Origin of the sequence: Pseudomonas phytophila (assembly GCF_025643095.1) — a bacterium.
GTDB lineage: Bacteria > Pseudomonadota > Gammaproteobacteria > Pseudomonadales > Pseudomonadaceae > Aquipseudomonas > Aquipseudomonas quasicaspiana.
In genome coordinates, this window is sequence record NZ_CP081201.1 from 1,013,802 (window position 1) to 1,027,841 (window position 14,040).

11 protein-coding genes are annotated in these 14,040 nt (G+C 59.0%); 8 read left to right on the plus strand and 3 right to left on the minus strand.

The window, feature by feature from the left end; genetic code table 11:
• Positions 1–32: 32 nt before the first annotated feature.
• A complete protein-coding gene (locus tag K3169_RS04315) occupies positions 33–1,208 on the plus strand; it encodes an L-rhamnonate dehydratase (RefSeq protein ID WP_032627344.1) in 1,176 nt (391 codons plus the stop codon).
• Positions 1,209–1,333: 125 nt separating this feature from the next.
• The gene (gene araD1 / locus K3169_RS04320; RefSeq protein ID WP_263270156.1) at positions 1,334–2,329 is read left to right on the plus strand and encodes an AraD1 family protein; all 996 of its coding nucleotides are present in this window, start codon (positions 1,334–1,336) and stop codon (positions 2,327–2,329) included.
• A gap of 135 nt (positions 2,330–2,464) precedes the next feature.
• Here araD1 and trmA read toward each other — a convergent pair whose 3' ends face one another.
• Positions 2,465–3,556 (minus strand): tRNA (uridine(54)-C5)-methyltransferase TrmA, encoded by a 1,092-nt coding sequence (gene trmA, locus K3169_RS04325; protein ID WP_231667664.1) that lies wholly within the window; start codon positions 3,554–3,556, stop codon positions 2,465–2,467.
• Positions 3,553–4,848, minus strand: a complete 1,296-nt coding sequence (locus K3169_RS04330) for an NCS2 family permease (protein WP_122708675.1) — start codon at positions 4,846–4,848, stop codon at positions 3,553–3,555. Before K3169_RS04330 ends, trmA begins: the two co-directional genes overlap by 4 nt.
• An 837-nt stretch (positions 4,849–5,685) precedes the next feature.
• Here K3169_RS04330 and K3169_RS04335 point away from each other — a divergent pair.
• The 3 genes from K3169_RS04335 to K3169_RS04345 are packed head-to-tail and all read left to right on the plus strand — an operon-like array spanning position 5,686 to position 9,424.
• Positions 5,686–6,228 (plus strand): (2Fe-2S)-binding protein, encoded by a 543-nt coding sequence (locus tag K3169_RS04335; protein WP_099270057.1) that lies wholly within the window; start codon positions 5,686–5,688, stop codon positions 6,226–6,228.
• Positions 6,225–7,229, plus strand: coding sequence for an FAD binding domain-containing protein (locus K3169_RS04340; RefSeq protein ID WP_263270160.1), 1,005 nt, complete (start codon positions 6,225–6,227; stop codon positions 7,227–7,229). Before K3169_RS04335 ends, K3169_RS04340 begins: the two co-directional genes overlap by 4 nt.
• Positions 7,226–9,424: a xanthine dehydrogenase family protein molybdopterin-binding subunit gene (locus K3169_RS04345; RefSeq protein ID WP_231667667.1), complete on the plus strand. Its 2,199-nt coding sequence runs from the start codon at positions 7,226–7,228 to the stop codon at positions 9,422–9,424. Before K3169_RS04340 ends, K3169_RS04345 begins: the two co-directional genes overlap by 4 nt.
• Positions 9,425–9,596: 172 nt before the next feature.
• Here K3169_RS04345 and K3169_RS04350 read toward each other — a convergent pair whose 3' ends face one another.
• Positions 9,597–10,844, minus strand: coding sequence for an MFS transporter (locus K3169_RS04350; RefSeq protein ID WP_231671447.1), 1,248 nt, complete (start codon positions 10,842–10,844; stop codon positions 9,597–9,599).
• A gap of 449 nt (positions 10,845–11,293) precedes the next feature.
• Here K3169_RS04350 and K3169_RS04355 point away from each other — a divergent pair, with 449 nt between their 5' ends.
• The 3 genes from K3169_RS04355 to K3169_RS04365 are packed head-to-tail and all read left to right on the plus strand — an operon-like array spanning position 11,294 to position 13,970.
• Complete coding sequence (locus K3169_RS04355) at positions 11,294–12,733, plus strand: cytochrome ubiquinol oxidase subunit I (protein WP_027902291.1); 1,440 nt, start codon at positions 11,294–11,296, stop codon at positions 12,731–12,733.
• A 3-nt stretch (positions 12,734–12,736) separates the two neighbouring features.
• Complete coding sequence (gene cydB / locus K3169_RS04360; RefSeq protein WP_027902290.1) at positions 12,737–13,744, plus strand: cytochrome d ubiquinol oxidase subunit II; 1,008 nt, start codon at positions 12,737–12,739, stop codon at positions 13,742–13,744.
• Positions 13,745–13,799: 55 nt separating this feature from the next.
• Positions 13,800–13,970, plus strand: a complete 171-nt coding sequence (locus K3169_RS04365; RefSeq protein ID WP_099270064.1) for a DUF2474 domain-containing protein — start codon at positions 13,800–13,802, stop codon at positions 13,968–13,970.
• Positions 13,971–14,040: the final 70 nt, after the last annotated feature.

The following is a 14,040-nucleotide window of genomic DNA, read 5'->3' on the forward strand; positions in this document are numbered from 1 at the left end:
AGGACATACCGGCACACAAGGAAAAGCAGCCCATGAAAATCAAAGCGATCCGCACCCGTGTCTTCGAATGGAAAGGCAAGGTTGTCCCTCCCCAGGCCCACTTCTGCACCAATGCCAGCGACATCCTTTTCGAACGTGGCGATGCCATGGGCTCGTTCCGTTTCCATGGCTGGCTGGTGGTGGAAATTGAAACCGACACCGGTCTGGTCGGCATCGGTAACTGCGCTTTGGCGCCGCGTGTGGCCAAGGAAATCATTGATACATACCTGGCCCCCATCGCCATTGGCGAAGACCCGTTCGACAACGAATACATCTGGCAAAAAATGTATCGCCAGAGCCACGCCTGGGGCCGTAAAGGCATCGGCATGGCGGCCATCTCGGCCATCGACATCGCCATCTGGGACATTATGGGCAAGGCCGTGAACAAGCCGGTCTTCAAACTGCTGGGCGGGCGCACCAAGGAAAAGATCTGGACCTACGCCTCCAAGCTCTATGCCAATGACAACCTCGACCTGTTTCTCGAAGAAGCTCAGGGCTATCTGAATCAAGGCTTCACCGCGCTGAAAATGCGCTTCGGTTATGGCCCGAAAGACGGCCCCGCGGGCATGCGTCGCAACATCGAGCAGGTGCGTGCGCTGCGTGAGCTGGCCGGGCCAGATGTGGACATCATGCTCGAGTGCTACATGGGCTGGACCCTGGAATACGCCCGTCGCATGTTGCCGAAACTGGCCGAGTTCGAGCCACGTTGGCTGGAAGAGCCGGTGATTGCCGATGACATCGAAGGCTATATCGAGCTGAAGAAGATGAACATTATGCCGATCTCCGGCGGCGAGCACGAATTCACCTCGTACGGCTTCAAGGACTTGCTGGAGCGCCGCGCTGTAGATGTGATCCAGTACGACACCAACCGCGTCGGCGGGATCACCGCCGCCCGCAAGATCAACGCCATGGCGGAAGCCTGGTCAGTTCCCGTGATTCCCCATGCCGGGCAGATGCACAACTATCACCTGACCATGTCCACCACCGCCTCGCCGATGGCGGAGTTCTTCCCGGTGTTCGACGTCGAGGTCGGCAACGAGCTGTTCTACTACGTGTTCAAGGGCGAGCCACAGCCGGTCAACGGTTATATCCAGCTGGACGACAACAAACCGGGCCTGGGGCTGGAAATCTCCGACGAGTATCTGAGCGATTTCAACATTATCGAGTAATGCTCGATTTGTAGGAGCGCGCTTGCCCGCGAGGACGTCGGTACATTCGATGCATCTCTAGCGGCAGGTATGACCCCTTCGCGGGCAAGCGCGCTCCTACAGAATTCATTCTGTGGGGACTACTAATGCGCCTTATCCAATTTGAAACCCAATCCGGTCAACGCCAGGTTGGTGTCGTCGGTGGCAACTCGATCAACGTAGTACGTCAAACTCCAAGCACACGCGAATTGGCCCTTGCCGCCATTCGCGCCGGAAAAAGCCTGGCCGATGAAGTGGCCAGCCGTGGCACTGAACCCGGTCCGGATTACGCCTCTTTGCTGCAAAACCGCCAGGTACTGCCGCCGCTGGATCACGAAGATCCGGCCCATTGCCTGATCAGTGGCACTGGTTTGACTCACTTGGGCAGCGCTTCGGCGCGGGACAAAATGCATCAACATGACGGTCAGGTCGAGGCGGGCATGACTGACACCATGAAGATCTTCAAGTGGGGCATCGAAGGCGGCAAGCCTGCAGCCGGTCAGGTCGGCGCTCAGCCAGAATGGTTCTACAAAGGCGATGGCAGCATTGTCGTGCGGCCTGGGGGGGATTTCCCGGTGCCGTCATTTGCTGAAGATGCGGGCGAGGAACCTGAGTTGACCGGCCTCTATGTGATCGGCGACAACGGTCAGCCGTATCGTTTGGGTTATGCACTGGGTAACGAGTTTTCCGACCACGTGATGGAGCGCCGTAACTACCTGTATCTGGCGCACTCCAAGCTGCGCTATTGCGCGTACGGCCCGGAGTTGCGGGTCGGTGAACTGCCGCGTCATCTGTCCGGCATGAGTCGGGTTTTGCGTGATGGAGAGGTGCTGTGGGAGAAGGAATTTCTCAGTGGCGAGGACAACATGTGCCACAGCTTGGCGAACCTTGAATTTCACCACTTCAAGTACGCGCAGTTCTTGCGTCCAGGGGATGTGCACATCCACTACTTTGGCACCGCAACGTTGTCGTTTGCCGATGGCGTGAAGACTCAACCCGGTGATCGTTTCCAGATCAGCCTTGATGCGTTTGGTGCGCCGCTGGAAAACGGCATTGGCGAAGGCCCGCAGGCGGTGGGGATTGGGCAGATAAAGGCGTTGTAACGAAGGTTAGGTAAAACACCCGTGGGAGCGAATTCATTCGCGAAGAGGCCAGTACATTCGATACCTGTTTATCGTCTCTTCTACCGTATTCGCGAATGAATTCGCTCCCACAGGGTGTGTTTCCAGAGGAAAGGATTAGCGGCGAACCAGCAACACCCCTGACTCCATATGGTGGGTATACGGAAACTGGTCAAACAGCGCGCAACGCTCCACACGGTGCGTATCGTGGAGTTGCGCGATGTTGGCGGCCAGGGTTTCCGGGTTGCACGAAATGTACAGGATGCGTTCGAAGCGGCGGGTCAGCTCGCAGGTGTCCGGGTCCATACCGGCGCGGGGCGGGTCGACGAAGACGCTGCCGAAGTCGTAGCTCTTCAAGTCCACGCCGTGCAAACGGCGGAACGGACGCACTTCATTCAGCGCTTCAGTTAATTCCTCTGCCGACAGTCGCACCAGCGTCACGTTATCCACCGCGTTATCGGCCAGATTGCTCAAGGCGGCGTTAACCGATGTCTTGCTTATTTCGGTCGCCAGCACTTTGCGCACACGGGTCGCCAACGGCAGGGTGAAGTTGCCGTTGCCGCAATACAACTCCAGCAAGTCATCTTCACGGTCGCCCAATGCGGCGTACGCCCAGTCGAGCATCTTCTGGTTCACGGTACCGTTGGGTTGGGTGAACGCACCTTCGGGTTGACGGTAACTGAAGGTGCGACCGGCGACTTCCAGCTCTTCTGTCACGTAATCACGACCAATCACCAGACGCTGGCCTTTGGAGCGGCCGATCAGGCTCACGTCCAGATCGGCGGCCAGCTTTTCAGCCTCGGCCAGCCACTCATCGTCCAGCGGGCGGTGATAACACAGGGTGATCATCGCATCGCCCGCCAGCGTGGTCAGGAAGTCCACCTGGAACAGCTTGTGGTTAAGCACCTTGCTGGCTTCCCAGCGGTCGCGCAGTACGGGCATCAGGGCGTTGATGCGCAGGCTGGCGATAGGCAGACCGTCCAGCAGGATCGGGTTCTTGTTATCGCCGGGGGTGAACATCGCGTAGTGACGCTTCTGGTCTTCGCGCCACAGGCGGAACTCGGCGCGCAGCCGGTAGTTTTCTTTGGGCGAGTCAAACACCTGCGGCTCGGGCGCATCAAAAGGGGCCAGCAGTTCACGCAGGCGATCTGCTTTGGCCTGGAGCTGAGTGTCATAGCTCGCAGGATCGAAGGGGATACTCGCACTCATGCCGGAAACCAACCCAATTTAACAACGAACAGAATCGACAGGATCACCAAGGCGGGATTCAGCTCGCGCCACTGGCCCGACAACAGCTTGATGCCTGTCCAGGCGATGAAACCAAATGCAATGCCGTTGGCGATGGAGTAGGTGAACGGCATCGCCAGCGCAGTAATCACTACTGGCGCGGCAACAGACAGGTCGTCCCAATCGATTTCGGCCAGACCAGATGCCATCAATACCGCCACGAACAACAGCGCAGGAGCGGTCGCGTACGCCGGGACACTGCCCGCCAGTGGCGCGAAGAACAACGCCAGCAGAAACAGGATCGCAACCACGATGGCGGTCAGACCGGTGCGGCCGCCAGCGCTGACGCCAGCCGCAGATTCGATGTAACTGGTGGTGGTCGAGGTGCCCAACAGCGAACCGGCCATAGCGGCGGTGCTGTCGGCGATCAGCGCACGGCCCATCTTCGGCATGTGGCCGTTCTTGTCCATCAGCCCGGCGCGCTTGGCGACGCCGATCAGGGTGCCGGAGTTGTCGAACAGGTCGACGAACAGGAAGGCGAAGATCACGCTGATCAGGCCGACGTCAAAAGCGCCTTTGATGTCCAGTTGCAAAAAGGTCGGGGCCAGCGAAGGAGGCATCGAGACCACGCCGCCGAACGGCGTGAAGCCCAAAGCAATCGAGACGATTGTCACCGCCAGAATGCCGATCAATACGGCGCCACGGACCTTGAGTCTTTCCAGGGCGATGATCAGGAAGAAGCCCAGAGTAGCGAGTACCGGTGCCGGTTGCTTCAGATCACCCATGCCGATCATGGTGGCCGGGTTGCTGACCACGATGCCAGCGTTGTGCAGGGCGATCAAAGCCAGGAACAGGCCGATACCCGCAGCAATCGCCGAGCGCAGGGGCAGCGGGATGCTGTTGATGATCCATTCACGGATACGAAAGATCGACAGGACAAAGAACATCACCGCCGAAATAAACACCGCACCCAGCGCCACCTGCCAGGTGTGCCCCAAGTGCAGCACAACGGTATAGGTAAAGAACGCGTTCAGGCCCATGCCCGGTGCGAGGGCAATCGGGTAGTTGGCGATGATGCCCATGGTCGCCGATCCGATGGCGGCCGCCAGACAGGTGGCGACAAACAGCGCGCCTTTGTCCATGCCGGTCGCGCCGAGGATGCTCGGGTTGACGAACAGGATGTAGGCCATCGCCAGAAAGGTCGTGACGCCCGCAAGAATCTCGGTGCGCACGTTGGTGTTGTGTGCCTTGAGTTGAAACAGCCGTTCCAGCATGTCTGGCTCCCCGGTGACGCGCCTGCGTCGTGAATGAATCGACTAGAACAGCAAAGCACAGACTGCCGAAGCGGCCCGCGGATTTTGTGCAGGTCGGAAAAAGCCGCGCATGATACCAGTCGAACGGCTTTGTGACTGCCTGCCGACGAGTGGTGTGCTTCGGCATTCTTCAGATTTCTCTGAAACAGCGCTGGACAGCGGTTCGCTGTAGATCAAATCGACTAAATCGCGGGCAAGCCCAGCTCCCACAGGTCCGCGTCCGGCGTAAAGTCCTCTGTGATTCCTATGCCACTGGCTGGCGCCGAATCTGTGGGAGCCGGGCTTGGTCTGGGCGGCCTTCCGACGATAATGCTGTACGCGATGGACCTGATATATGTGGCGCCCTTATCGCGGGCAAGCCCAGCTCCCACAGGTCCGCGTCCAGCGTAAAGTCCTCTGTAATTCCTATGCCACTGGCTGGCGCCGAATCTGTGGGAGCCGGGCTTGGTCTGGGCGGCCTTCCGACGATAATGCTGTACGCGATGGACCTGATATGCGTGGCGCCCTTATCGCGGGCAAGCCCAGCTCCCACAGCTCCGCGTCCGGCGTAAAGTCCTCTGTGATTCCTATGCCACTGGCTGGCGCCGAATCTGTGGGAGCCGGGCTTGCCCGCGATACATGAGACGCAGCCAGAAGACACACCACGCTATCGTTTATCGCCCCGATGCAGTTGAAACCAGTGAATGTCCACTGAACCCACACCCGTCAACAAACCCTGAACGATTCCAAAACTCCACGAGTCGTACCCCTTAAGACGCAGAAAAACTGCGCTGTTTGAGTACCTACCGTGAGGTTTCCATGAGTTCACCAACCCCCCAGGATTTCGCTGGCCACGCGATTAGCCTGACCCTCAACGGTCAGCCGCGACAGCTCAACGTCCAGCCTTGGACCACATTGCTCGACCTACTTCGAGACCAGCTTGATCTGGTCGGTAGCAAGAAAGGCTGCGACCACGGCCAGTGCGGCGCGTGTACCGTTCTACGCGATGGCAAGCGCGTCAATTCCTGCCTGACCCTGGCGATCATGTGTGACGGCGCAGAGCTGACCACGATTGAAGGGCTGGCAGACGGCGAGCAACTGCACCCGATGCAACAAGCCTTCATCAAGCATGACGCCTTTCAATGCGGCTACTGCACGCCGGGGCAGATTTGCTCGGCGGTCGGCCTGGCCAATGAGGGGCGCGCCAACAGCCGTGCCGAGATCCAGGAACTGATGAGCGGCAACCTGTGCCGCTGCGGTGCCTATAGCAATATCCTGGCGGCGGTGGAAGAAGTCCTGCCGGAGCTGCGCAGCGCCCATTCAGAGACGGGTAGCTTCGAGAAAGCGGAGGGCAGCCGATGAATCCCTTTACTTATAGTCGCCCGACCAGTGTCAACGAGGCCGTGAATCTCAGCGGCGCTGCGACCCGGTTCATTGCGGGCGGTACTAACTTGCTCGATCTGATGAAAGAAAACGTCGCACGCCCCGAGCATCTGATCGACATCACCCGCTTGCCGCTGAACGACGTCAGCGAAACCGCCGACGGTGGGCTGCTCATCGGCGCGCTGGTGAGCAACGCTGATCTGGCCTGGCATCCGTTGATCGAGCAACGTTATCCGCTGCTGTCCCAAGCCGTGCTGGCCGGAGCATCGCCACAGCTTCGCAACATGGCGAGCACGGGGGGCAACCTGTTGCAGCGCAACCGTTGCTATTACTTCTATGACTCCACTGTGCCGTGCAACAAGCGCGAGCCTGGCAGCGGTTGCCCGGCGCGCGACGGCCTGAACCGTATCCACGCGATCCTGGGGGCCAGCGATGAATGCGTTGCGACCCACCCTTCGGACATGTGCGTAGCCCTTGCCGCACTTGAGGCTGTTGTCCATGTTCAGGGACGCGCAGGACAGCGCACCATCGAGTTTGCCGACTTCCATCGTCTGCCCGGCGATGCGCCTCAGCGTGACAACCAATTGGCTGATGACGAGCTGATCACCGCAATCGAACTCCCGCCGGCCAGCTTCGCGGGTCAGGGCAAGTACCTGAAAATCCGCGATCGGGCCTCCTACGCCTTTGCGCTGATCTCGGTTGCGGCTTCCCTTGAGCTTGATGGCGATGTCATCCGCAACGTGCGACTGGCGTTGGGTGGTGTTGCTCACAAGCCATGGCGCGACAAGGCCGTGGAGCAAATGCTGGTAGGCAAGCCGGTGTCCCGCGAGAACTTCGCAGCCGCCGCCGATGCACTGCTGGCCGATGCCGAGCCGCTGGAACACAACGCTTTTAAAGTCAAACTGGCACGTCGGGCGATCATTCGTACCCTCAGCGATGCCGCGGTCGATGCAGCCGCCACAGGAGGAAGCGCCCAATGAATACGTCTGTTTCGCCACTGGGCCAAGCGCTTGATCGCGTCGATGGCAAGCTTAAGGTTACCGGTCAGGCACGTTATGCCGGTGAGTATCCGGAAACCGGTCTGCTGCATGGCAGCGTGGTCTCCAGCACCATCGCTCGCGGTCGTGTGACGCACATCGACATCACCGAAGCCCTGCGCGTGCCGGGCGTTGTGATGGTGCTTGATCACAAGAACCGTCCCAAGCTCGCCAGTTACGACGAGAACTATGAAGACGCCGACTCGGCAGACGGCTCGCCATTTCGTCCGCTGTATAACGATCGCGTGCTGTACAGCGGCCAGCCGCTGGCGCTTGTCGTGGCTGAAACCCTTGAGCTGGCGCGTTACGCCGGTTCTCTGGTGCGTATCGAATATCTGGTCGAGGCTCATGAAACCGATCTGCTGGAAGTGCAGGGCGACAGCTACGCCGCGCCAGCCGAACTGCCCCCGCCGCGCGGTGACTTTCAGGCGGGCTTTGCCAATTCCGCACTGACCGTCGATGCCCATTACAGCACGCCGGTCGAGCATCACAACCCGATGGAGCCACATGCTTCGACGGTGTTTTACAAGGATGATGGCAGTCTGCAAGTCCATGACAAGACCCAAGGGCCGCAAAACTGTCAGGACTATCTGCACAACGTGTTCGGCATCGCAAAAGACAAGATTCAGGTGCTGGCCGCCTTTGTCGGCGGAGCGTTCGGTTCCGGGCTGCGTCCGCAGTATCAGCTGCCGTTGGCGGTTATGGCTGCGCTGGAGCTCAAGCGCTCAGTGCGCGTCACCCTGACCCGGCAGCAGATGTTCACCTTTGGCTATCGTCCACGCACCTTGCAGCACTTGCGTCTCGGTGCAGCCGCCGATGGCCGTTTGCTGGCAGTAGGGCACGGGGCAATCGGTCAGACGTCCCGCTTTGAAGATTTCAGCGAGCACGTCGTGGAATGGAGCGGCATGCTCTACAAATGCGACAACGTTGAACTCACTTACAAGTTGGCACCGCTGGACGTTTACACCCCACTGGACATGCGCGCGCCTGGTGCTGCGCTGGGTTTGATCGGCCTGGAATGCGCCATGGACGAGCTGGCTATCGCCCTGGCAATGGACCCGGTGCAACTGCGTCTGGTCAATTTCGCTGATCGCAATGGCAACGAAGACAAGCCGTATTCCAGCAAACAGTTGCAGGCTTGCTACGCCCAGGGCGCTGATCGCTTTGGCTGGAGCCATCGCAATCCTGAGCCGCGCAGCATGCGTGAAGGCCGTCAATTGATCGGCTGGGGCATGGCGGGCGGTGTCTGGGAGGCAATGCAGATGAAAGCCAGTGCCAAAGCGCACATTGACGCACAGGGCAAATTGACCGTCAGCAGTGCGACAACCGATATCGGCACCGGCACTTACACGGTGATGACGCAGATCGCGGCCGAAGCAGCGGGCGTTGCTGTCGAAGACACCACTTTTGTGCTGGGGGATTCGTCGTTGCCAACCGCGCCCTTGCAGGGTGGTTCTTTCACGGTTTCATCCGTGGGCACTGCCGTGCAACAGGCCAGCAAGGCGTTGCGTGAGAAGTTGTTCACCGCAGCGGGTCAGATCGACGCGAAGTTCTTCGCCGCGAAAGTCGAGCAAATGACCGTGGCTGATGGATACGTTTCGCTGGGCGATCACCGGTTGGCACTGAGTGAAGTGCTGAGCAGTTGGCCTGATGGTTTGCAGGTACAGGTCGACGCCGAGCCTGATGCGAAGCGCGAAGGCTATTCGACCGCTACACACTCGGCGGTATTCGTTGAGGTGCAGGTTGATGAAGATTTGGGCACGATTCGCGTCAGCCGGGTGGTCAGCGCAGTGGCAGCAGGCCGAGTGGTCAACCCGAAAATGGCTCGCAGCCAGATACTTGGCGGCGTTGTCTGGGGGCTGGGCATGGCCTTGCAGGAAGAAACCCAGAGCGACCATAAACTGGGCCGCTTCATGAACCATAGCCTCGCCGAGTACCACATCCCGGTTAATGCCGATATCAACGACATAGACGTGATTTTTGTCGAAGAGAACGACGATATCGTTAACGCGCTGGGCTCAAAAGGCGTGGGCGAGATTGGCATCGTCGGTGTTGCGGCGGCAGTCGCCAATGCGATTTACCACGCAACCGGCAAGCGGGTTCGGGACTTCCCGATAACGCTGGATAAGGTGCTCTGACGGCATCACCCCTTTGTAAACTCGCAACTTTGTAGGAGCTAAGCTTGCCGACGATAAACGATTACGCGGTATGTCTTTAATCTGCGTCTCATGCATCGCGGGCAAGCCCGGCTCCCACAGAAATCACGTGATGACGTGGGGACTTCCCACAGGTTCCAGCCACGCTGAAACCCTACACCTTCTGCGGCTCGGCCTCCGCGACCACATCCCGCATGCGGTCGCGGTTGGCGAGGGTCGGGAACAGTTTGATCCAGATACCCGTCACCGCCAGGGTGCCGACGCCCCCCATCACCACCGCCGGAACCACGCCGAACCAGTGCGCGGTCAGGCCTGATTCAAACTCACCCAACTGATTCGAAGCGCCAATGAACAGCCCGTTGACCGCGCTGACCCGGCCGCGCATTTCATCCGGGGTTTCCAGTTGCACGAAGGATGCGCGGATCACCATGCTGATCATGTCCGCTGCGCCGAGCACCACCAGCACCGCCATGGAAAACCAGAACGATGTCGACAGGCCGAACGCGATGGTTGCCACGCCGAATACGCCGACGGCGGTAAACATCACCCGCCCTACATGCCGTTCAACGTTGAAATGAGCGAGCCACAGCGACATCGCCAGTGCGCCGACTGCAGGTGCCGAGCGCAGCATGCCCAGCCCCCAGGGGCCGGTCAGCAGAATGTCCTTGGCAAACACCGGCAACAACGCGGTGGCGCCACCCAGCAGCACCGCGAACAGGTCCAGCGAAATCGCGCCGAGTACGTCCGGACGGCTGCGGATGAAGCGAATTCCGGCCAGTAACGAGTCCATGGTGGCCTTGTTCTTGTTCAGCGGTGTCTGCCGAGCCGGCAGGCTGAGCATCAGTGAGCAGGCGATGACGTAAAGCAATACGGTTGGGCCGTACACCCAGCTACTGCCGAACGCGTAAAGAAAGCCGCCCAAAGCCGGAGCGACGATGGTTGCCGATTGCTGTGCCGATTGCGCTGCGGCCACTGCCCGAGGGAACAGGGCAGGGGGCACGATGCTTGGCAGCAAGGCCTGAGTGGTGGGCATTTCGAATGAGCGGGACGCGCCTAGCGCAAAGGCCAGGATAAAGATCATTTCCCGCGTGACACTGTCGGTGCTGCTGCCGATGAACAGCGCTAGTGCGATACATGCCTGCGCGGTCTGGCAAATGGCGGCCACTTTGCGGCGGTCGTACCGATCCGCCACATGCCCGGTGTGCAGCATGAACAACACACGAGGCGCGAACTCCACCAGACCGACGAGTCCGAGGTCCAGCACGTTGCCGGTCAACTGGTAGAGATTCCAGCCAATGGCCACCGTCAGCATCTGAAAACCGCTGGCCGTAAAAATGCGGGCAAACCAGAAAGCGACGAACGGACGATGGTGGCGCAGTAACACTGGGGCTTGAGTCGGCATGAGCAACAACAGCCAGGCAGGGGAGAGTGGCCAGATTATCAGTTTGTAACAGTTAGTTGCATGAAAAGCCGGTCAGATTGGATCCAGATCTGAAGGTTATCTCGTGTCACAGCCATAGCCCGTCACAATGAAAATTCTTCTCATGTGCCTGCAAAACAGGGCCGCAGAGCGGTGAGACAACTCGCCACGCGGCAAAAGACCACACGTCCGAGAGGTTGAAATGGGACTACTCTTTGACAGTCAGTTGATCTGCGTCAATGCCCACAAGGCAAAAGAAACGGCAGGCGGCTTGACGGACTTCAAGGTTGCGCAATGGGCCGATGGAAAGGGCTGAGCCTTTTTTCTTCCTCCACCCAGAACGTTTTCAACCTGCCGCGCTCCTTACCAGTGGGGGGCAGTGGCTGCTGACCTCGAGTCACCAGCCGTATCACCTGATAGAGGAAAACCCAATGTTCGGTTTGGATGCAATTGAGCTCGCCCGAATTCAGTTCGCGTTTACCATCTCGTTCCACATCCTGTTCCCTGCCATCACCATCGGTCTGGCAAGTTACCTGGCGGTGCTGGAAGGCCTGTGGCTCAAGACCCACAACAACGTCTACCGAGACCTTTACCATTTCTGGTCGAAGATCTTTGCCGTCAACTTCGGCATGGGCGTGGTGTCCGGTCTGGTCATGGCGTATCAGTTTGGTACCAACTGGAGCCGCTTCTCCGACTTTGCCGGGGCCGTCACCGGGCCGCTTTTGACGTACGAAGTGCTCACAGCCTTCTTCCTCGAAGCCGGCTTTCTGGGCGTGATGCTGTTCGGCTGGAACCGCGTTGGGCGCAACCTGCACTTCTTCTCTACGGTCATGGTCGCCATCGGCACCCTGATCTCGACGTTCTGGATTCTGTCCTCCAATAGCTGGATGCAGACCCCGCAAGGTTACGAAATCATCGACGGCCGGGTGATCCCGACTGACTGGTTCGCAGTGGTGTTCAACCCGTCCTTCCCGTATCGCCTGCTGCACATGTCCATTGCGGCATTCGTAGCGACGGCATTCTTCGTCGGCTCGTCTGCTGCATGGCATCTGTTGCGCGGCCGGGATACCCCACAAATCCGCAAAATGCTCTCCATGGCAATGTGGATGGCCTTGATCGTTGCTCCTGTGCAGGCGGTGGTCGGCGACTTCCACGGCTTGAACACCCTTGAGCATCAACCGGCGAAGATCGCAGCCATTGAAGGTCACTGGGAAAACGTCGGTGACGAGCCGACGCCGTTGATCCTGTTTGGCTTGCCCGATATGAAGGAAGAGCGCACCAAGTACGCGGTTGAAATTCCGTACCTGGGCAGCCTGATCCTGACTCACAGCCTGGACAAGCAAGTACCGGCTCTCAAGGAATTCAAACCGGAAGACCGTCCTAATTCGACCATCGTGTTCTGGTCGTTCCGGGTCATGGTCGGTCTCGGTTTCCTGATGATTTTCACCGGTTTGTGGAGCCTCTGGCTGCGCAAGCGCGGCACGCTTTATAACTCCCGCGCGTTCCTGTATCTGGCTTTGTGGATGGGGCCATCCGGCCTGATCGCGATCCTGGCAGGCTGGTTCACCACTGAAATCGGCCGTCAGCCTTGGGTCGTTTACGGCCTGATGCGTACTTCTGATGCGTCGTCCGGGCACAGTGTCATGCAGATGAGCATCACGCTGGTGATGTTCGTGGTGGTCTACTTCGTACTGTTCGGTGCCGGTCTTGGCTACATGATGCGTCTGGTGCGCAAAGGTCCTAAAGCCTACGTCGAGCATGTCCCTGAAGGCGGCCCAGGTCAGAACCGCACACCCGCCCGTCCACTCTCCGCAGCTGTTGAAGGCGCGGAAGATGGCGACAATCTCGACAGTCTGGGCAAGGGGAACTGAGTCATGGGTATTGATCTTCCACTCATCTGGGCAATCATCATCATCTTCGGCGTCATGATGTATGTAGTGATGGACGGCTTCGACCTCGGCATCGGGATTCTCTTCCCGTTCATGAAGGACAAGACCGACCGCGACGTCATGATGAACACTGTTGCACCGGTCTGGGACGGCAACGAAACCTGGCTGGTATTGGGGGGCGCCGGGTTGTTCGGTGCATTCCCGCTGGCTTATTCGGTAGTGTTGTCAGCGCTCTACCTGCCGCTGATCCTGATGCTCATCGGCCTGATTTTCCGCGGTGTCGCTTTCGAGTTTCGCTTCAAGGCAACCGATGAAAAACGTCACCTGTGGGACAAAGCCTTCATCGGCGGCTCGCTGACCGCAACGTTCTTTCAGGGTGTAGCACTGGGTGCGTTCATCGACGGTATTCCGGTGGTCAATCGTCAGTTCGCGGGCGGTGATCTGGACTGGTTCTCGCCGTTCACCGTGTTCTGCGGTCTGGCGCTAATCGTTGCTTATGCGCTGCTGGGTTGTACCTGGCTGATCATGAAGACCGAAGGCGCCTTGCAGAAAGCCATGCACAACCTGGCACGTCCGTTGGCTACCGCCTTGCTGGTAGTGATTGGTGTTGTAAGTATCTGGACGCCGCTGGCGCACCCTGACATTGCCAACCGCTGGTTCACTTTGCCGAATCTGTTCTGGTTCCTGCCGGTTCCGGTTCTGGTGCTAGTCACCATGTATGGCCTGTTCAAGGCTGTGGCGCGCAACGCTAACTACACGCCATTCCTGCTGACGCTGCTGCTGATTTTCCTCGGCTACAGCGGTCTGGGTATCAGCCTGTGGCCGAACATCATCCCGCCGTCGGTGTCGATCTGGGATGCATCATCGCCACCGCAAAGCCAGGGCTTCATGCTGGTGGGTACGCTGTTCATCATCCCGTTGATTCTGGTTTACACCTTCTGGAGCTACTACGTGTTCCGCGGCAAGGTGACCCACGAAGACGGTTACCACTAGCAGATGACCGCCCCAACGCTCGGCGTTGGGGCTATCGATAGAGGAGAGACTGGCGATGTCTGGCAAAGAATCTTTTCATGAAGAGCAAGACCCGGCCCTGAAGAAGCCACTGTGGCAACGTCTGGCGTGGCTGGTCGGTATCTGGGCTGCGAGCGTATTTGCACTGTTCATCGTCGCAAGCATATTGCGACTGTTCATGAACGCTGCGGGTCTGACGACCCACTGATTCAAAATCCCATCCTGCGTCCCATCGACGCGGTTTTATAACCCTCCACTGGAGGGTTTTTTTTGCCATG